At 62.8% G+C, this 5624-nt stretch carries 6 protein-coding genes; 1 reads left to right on the top strand and 5 read right to left on the bottom strand.

Annotated features, from left to right (window positions below):
- The 4 genes from E5W87_RS30775 to E5W87_RS30760 all read right to left on the bottom strand — a co-directional run.
- Positions 1 to 347 (bottom strand): ABC transporter permease (locus tag E5W87_RS30775; RefSeq protein ID WP_367118894.1); only part of this gene is annotated, 347 nt, incomplete at its 3' end.
- The gene (locus E5W87_RS30770) at positions 347 to 1210 is read right to left on the bottom strand and encodes an ABC transporter permease (RefSeq protein ID WP_292406303.1); all 864 of its coding nucleotides are present in this window, start codon (positions 1208 to 1210) and stop codon (positions 347 to 349) included. The genes E5W87_RS30775 and E5W87_RS30770, both read right to left, overlap by 1 nt.
- A gap of 71 nt (positions 1211 to 1281) precedes the next feature.
- Positions 1282 to 2445 carry a spermidine/putrescine ABC transporter substrate-binding protein gene (locus E5W87_RS30765; RefSeq protein ID WP_292406301.1) on the bottom strand — a complete coding sequence of 388 codons (1164 nt, stop codon included), beginning with the start codon at positions 2443 to 2445 and terminating at the stop codon, positions 1282 to 1284.
- Positions 2426 to 3562: an ABC transporter ATP-binding protein gene (locus tag E5W87_RS30760; RefSeq protein ID WP_292406298.1), complete on the bottom strand. Its 1137-nt coding sequence runs from the start codon at positions 3560 to 3562 to the stop codon at positions 2426 to 2428. Before E5W87_RS30760 ends, E5W87_RS30765 begins: the two co-directional genes overlap by 20 nt.
- A gap of 113 nt (positions 3563 to 3675) precedes the next feature.
- Between E5W87_RS30760 and E5W87_RS30755 the strand changes: the two genes are divergently transcribed.
- Positions 3676 to 4488: a LuxR C-terminal-related transcriptional regulator gene (locus tag E5W87_RS30755; RefSeq protein WP_292406295.1), complete on the top strand. Its 813-nt coding sequence runs from the start codon at positions 3676 to 3678 to the stop codon at positions 4486 to 4488.
- 35 nt (positions 4489 to 4523) lie between these two features.
- Here E5W87_RS30755 and E5W87_RS30750 read toward each other — a convergent pair.
- A partial coding sequence (locus tag E5W87_RS30750) for a 3-hydroxyacyl-CoA dehydrogenase (protein WP_292406292.1) occupies positions 4524 to 5624 on the bottom strand: 1101 nt, incomplete at its 5' end.

Below are 5624 nucleotides of genomic sequence, written 5' to 3'. Positions count from 1 at the left end.
AGCTGGACGAGCGCGACAAGCGTCGAGATGCCGATGACGACGCCCGGAACGACGATCGCAGCGCCGAGAAGTGCGTCGAAGATGGCTCGTGTCCGCGCGCCGACACGCGCCAGGCCAAGCGCTGCCGCCGTGCCGCAGAGTGCTGCGAGCAAGGCGCTGGTGGTGGCGATGAACAGGCTGTTCTTCAGTGCCTCGACCAGGAACGGGTTCGACAGCGCCTTGCCATACCATTGCACCGAGAAGCCGGTGAGCTCGCTGGCGTGGCGGCCCGCATTGAAGGAGAACAGCACCACCAGCGCGATCGGCAGGTAGAGAAATGCAAAGACGGCTATGACGAAGGCGCGCATCAGATCAGGTCCACCCGGCGGGCACCCGAAAGGCGGGTCGAAAGGCGGTTGGCGGCAAGCAGCACCACCACCGAAACCAGAACCAGCGTGATGGCGATTGCCGATCCAAACGGCCAGTTGCGCGATTGCAGAAACAGATCGACTAGCGCGTTACCGATGAAGAAGACCTTGCCGCCACCGAGCAGCGTCGGGATCAGGTACTCGCCAAGCAGCAGGATCATGACCAGCGAGAAGCCGGTCATCACACCCGGCAGCGACAGCCGCAGCGTCACACCTAGGAATGTCGACATCGGCGTCGCGCCAAGATCGGCGGAGGCTTCCAGCAGCCGGCGATCGAGCCGCTCGAGGCTGACATAGATCGGCAGGATCATCAGCGGCAGATAGCCGTAGACGATGCCGAGCAGAACCGCGCCCGGCGTGTTGATCAGCCGCACATCTTCAAACCCGACATAGGTCAGCAATGCCGGGATGCCGCGTCCGCCCAAAACATACATCCAGGCGTAGGTTCGCATCAGCAGACTGGTCCAGAACGGAATGACGACAAGCGCAAGCAGGATCAGCCGCCACCGCTCCGGCGCGCGCAAAGCGAGGTAATAGGCGACCGGATAGGCGACGAGCAGACAGGCCAAGGCGCCTGCCGGCGCCAGCACCATGGTGTTCCAGAAGGCAGTCGCCCGTGCCGGAAGATTGGCATATTGCGCAAAGGTGAAAGCGGCCTGATAGCCGCCTTCAGGCGCCCGCTCGCCAACGCTGAAGACGGCGATCGCGACGAACGGCAGGACCAGAAACACCACCAGCCACGCGGTTGCGGGACCGAGCAGCAGCGCGGTCAGCAGATTATGACGAAGGACATTGCTGCGCATTGAAAAACCGCCCCGGTGCCGGCGGACATCTGCCCGCCGGGTGAGTTGCCTGCATCGGGCCTATGGCCGGTTCAAGCCGACTTGAAGCGGGCCATCAGTTCGGCCCGGCCCGGATCGGTCAGCGTCGCAGCCGCGCCGAATTCCAACGGAGTCAACAGTTCCGCCGCCGGGTAGAGGATCGGATTCTCCAGCACCTCCTTGGGCAGCAGCGCGTTGACCCGCGCGTCGGTGGAAGGCGCACCATTGGCCAGGTGCTCCTTGACCGCGACTTTCGGGTCCATCAGGTAGTTGAGCAGGGCATAGCCGGCAGGCTTGTTGGGCGCGTCCTTCGGAATGGCATAGAAGTCGGTCCAGATCTCGCCGCCCTCCTTGCCAAGCACATAGGCGATCTCGGGAATGTCGCGGTGGAGCTGCGCCCCGTCATTGGTCCAGCACATCGTCATCCAGGCGTCACCGGCACGCATTGACGGCTGATAATCGCTGGAAACCGCAAACAGATGCGGCTTGACCTTCAGCAGCAATTCCTCGGCCTTGGCGAGTTCGTCCGGCTTCAGCGAGTTGAACGAGAAGCCGTAATATTTCAGCGCATTGCCGATCGTGGTGAGCTGGTAGTCATGGACCATGGTGCGGCCGTCGCCCTCCGTCATGGCCGTGTCCCAGAATTCCTTCCAGCTCGTCATCGGCTTGGTCAGCTTCTTGGTGTTGACGGCAAATCCGGTGGTGCCCCAGTTCTTCGGCACAGCGTAGGTCGCCCCGTCGATCGTACCTTCCGAGGTAAAGCGCGGATCCTCTTGCGAGCCGTCGAAATTCGATAGCTTGGCCATATCGAGCGCTTCGATGATGGCGAGCTTCTTGTAGGTGGAGATCGTGTAGTTGGTCGGCACGAACAGGCTCCAGCCCGAGGCGCCAGCCTGCAGCTTGGCCAGCATCTCCTCGTTTGAGCCGAACACATTGACCTCGACGGCGACCCCCGTCTCGGCTTTGAAATTCTCGAACGTCGCCGGGTCGTGGTAATTGGGCCAGGTGGCGATCGACATGCGGTCGCCAAGACCCTCCTGGGCGAAGGCCGGCGAGGGCATGATGCCGAGCTCGCGGGCCGTCACCGCCGTTGCGATGCCAAGACCGGTGAGGCCTAGAAACTCGCGGCGGCCGATCGAGCCGCGCTTGAGCCGCATCAATTGATCGACGAATTTTTCGGGGCTTATCGGCAGTCCGTCACGATATGATTTCGACATGTTTATTTTCCCTCTGGTTGGTCCCGTTGTTCTTGGGGTCCGGGAACGCGAGCGGCGTTCCGGCTGTAAAGCCGATGGCGACGGGTTCACCCGGCTTGAAGAGGTTTCCGCTGCCGATCAGGTGATCGGCCTTGGCGAGCAGCGTTCCGATACCGCCTACCTCGATCGCGTATTCCGCGGTCGAGCCCAGAAAGATCCGGTTGCGGACAATGCCGTTGAGCCGGCCGCTTCCCGGCGCGCCGAGGCTTAGGGATTCAGGACGCAGGCTGACCGAAACGGCTTCGTCCTGCCGCAGCGAAGACCGCTTGCGCGCGGCAATGACAGTGCCGTTGGCAAGTGCCACCTCGACGAGGTTGCCCGAATGCCCGGCGACCTTGCCGCTCAAGAGATTGGTCTTGCCGACGAAGTCGGCGACGAACAGGTCGGCGGGCTCGTCGTAGATTTCGCTTGGCTGTCCGAGCTGGACAATGCGCCCGCCATTCATGACGCAGACGAAATCGCTCATCGACAGTGCTTCTTCCTGGTCGTGCGTGACGAGGACGAAGGTGATGCCGATCTCACGCTGCAGGTTCTGCAACTCTATCTGCATGTCGGTGCGCAGCTTCTTGTCGAGCGCCGCCAGGGGCTCGTCGAGCAGCAGCACCGCCGGCTTGTTGACCAGCGCGCGCGCCAGGGCAACACGCTGCTGCTGGCCGCCGGAAAGCTCGTGGATCTTGCGGCGGCCGTAGCCGGCAAGCCGCACCATGGCGAGCGCCTCGCCTGCCCTCAGGCTGATCTCCCGCGACGACAGCCGCGGCCTTGCCTGGCGCAGCCCGTAGGCGATGTTGTCCTCGACATCCAGATGCGGAAACAGCGCATATTGCTGGAACACCATGTTGACCGGCCGCCGGTAGGGCGGCGTGCCGGCCATGTCGCGGCCACGGATGAAGACCGCGCCTTCGCTTGGCTGTTCAAAACCGCCGATCATGCGCAGGCAGGTTGTCTTGCCGCAGCCGGACGGCCCGAGCAAGGCGACAAACGCAGACGGCGGGATGGCAAGATCGATGCCGCTCACCGCGGTCACGCTGCCGTAGCGTTTGGTGACCCCGCGAAACTCGATATCTGGCACTGCGGTCAAAGCTGCGGGCTCCAGCGAAGGCGATTTTCGAAACGCTATCAGAGCCAACGGTGACTAGTATATACCTCGCAGGTGGTATATTTGATCTATTTTCTCGTTTAGAGGGGTATAAATTGAGCGGATCGCGCGGCGACGAATACAATCAGCTCGCTGCGCTCATCGCTGCGACACGGGAGACGAGCGGCGAGCTTTTCGGCAAGGCGATGGTCGCCTGGCTCCGGCGGCATGTCAGCTTCGATCACTGTGTGATCTTCGGCTATCGCGGCGCTTCGCGCCCGCCGCTGCTGTTCGAGACGTTCTCGCCGGCCGAAAGCCACGTCTTCGTCGCGCTCTATCAGGAAGGGCCTTATCTGCTCGACCCGTTCCACCACGCGGCGGTCGAGCGCAAGGAAGGTTTTTGGCGCATGCGCGAGCTGGCGCCGGACCGCTTCTATGCCAGCGAATATTACCGCTCCTACTACAGCCAGACCAAGCTGGCCGAAGAGGTCGGCTTCTTCGTGCCGCTGCCGGGAAAGGACGCGCTGGTGGTCTCGCTGATGCGACTGCATGCTTCGGGACCCTTTGGAACCGCCGATGCCAGGTTGCTGCGCGACATGGCGCCGGCGGTGATCGGTTTCACCAGGCTGCGCTGGCCGGCCCTTCCGGCCGACGAACCGGCAAAGACGAAGCAGGACGAGGCGATTGCGCCGGCCAACGAGTTCGAGCGTGCTCATATCTGGAAGAGCCTTTCGCTCACGCCGCGCGAAAAGCATGTCGTCGATCTGGTGCTTCAGGGCCATTCGACGGAATCGATAGCCAGGGCGATGCGCATCGTACCGGGAACCGTAAAGGTCCACCGCCGCAACATCTATCGCAAGCTCAAGATCAAGTCGCAGGCTGGTCTGTTCGCGCGTTTCGTCGAGATCATGGACGCTCGGATTCGGTAGTCCACGGTTTCGAAATTGGCCTCGCTCAGGGCAGTTTAGCTGGTAGCCCCTTCCCAGGAGCCGGTTTCAGCCATCTGTCTGAGCAGGGGCGCCGGCTTGAAGACATCCTTGCCGGTCCGCTCGTGCCAGTGGTCCAGCCGTCCAATGATCTTGTCGACCCCTTCGAGGCCGGCCCAGAACATCGGCCCGCCCTTGCCTACCGGAAAGCCATAGCCATTGACCCAGACGACATCGACATCGGAGGCGCGGGCGGTAATTTTCTCCTCGAGGATCTTCGCCCCTTCATTGACCATGGGATAGAGCGTCCGCTCGATGATCTCCTCGGCGCCGATCGTGCGCGACGCGATGCCCTTTTCGGCGGCCTTGTCGCGGATTAGCGCTTCGACCTCTGGGTTGGGAGCCGGTGTGCGTGAGCCGTTCTCGTAGCGGTAGAAGCCGCTGCCGGTCTTCTGGCCGAAATGCCCCTGTTCGCACAGTGTGTCGGCGATTATTGCCGTCTGGCCGCGCGCCTTGCGGTTGCGCCAGCCTATGTCGAGGCCGGCGAGATCGCCCATCTGGAACGGCCCCATCGGCCAGCCGAAATCGGTGAACACCCGGTCGACCTGCTGTGGCGTTGCACCTTCCAGCAAAAGCGCCTCGGATTCGGAACCGCGCGCGGCCAGCATGCGGTTGCCGACGAAGCCGTGGCAGACGCCGACGACGACCGGCACCTTGCCGATCCGCCGTGCCAGTTCGACGATTGTCGCCAGCGCATCGGGCGCGGTCTTCTCGGCCCGTACGACCTCGAGCAGCTTCATGACGTTGGCCGGCGAAAAGAAATGCATGCCAACCACATCCTGCGGGCGCGAGGTCGAGGCGGCAATTTCGTTGATGTCGAGATAAGAGGTGTTGGTGGCGAGGATCGCGCCCGGTTTGGCTACTGCGTCGAGCCTGCCGAACACCTGCTTCTTGACCGCCATCTCCTCGAACACTGCCTCGACGATCAAGTCGCAATCGGCGAGGTCGCCATAGGCGGTGGAACCTTTGAACAGTCCGAGCCGCAGGCGCTTAGCCTCTTCCGTCAACGAGCCGCGCACGACGGAGACGGCATAGTTCTTCTCGATCGTCGCCAGTCCGCGCTCCAGTGCCTCCTGCGT

This window comes from Mesorhizobium sp., assembly GCF_004962925.1.
Lineage (GTDB): Bacteria > Pseudomonadota > Alphaproteobacteria > Rhizobiales > Rhizobiaceae > Mesorhizobium.
The sequence above is the reverse complement of the archived record's forward strand: the minus strand, read 5'-3'. Positions and strand labels throughout refer to the sequence as shown.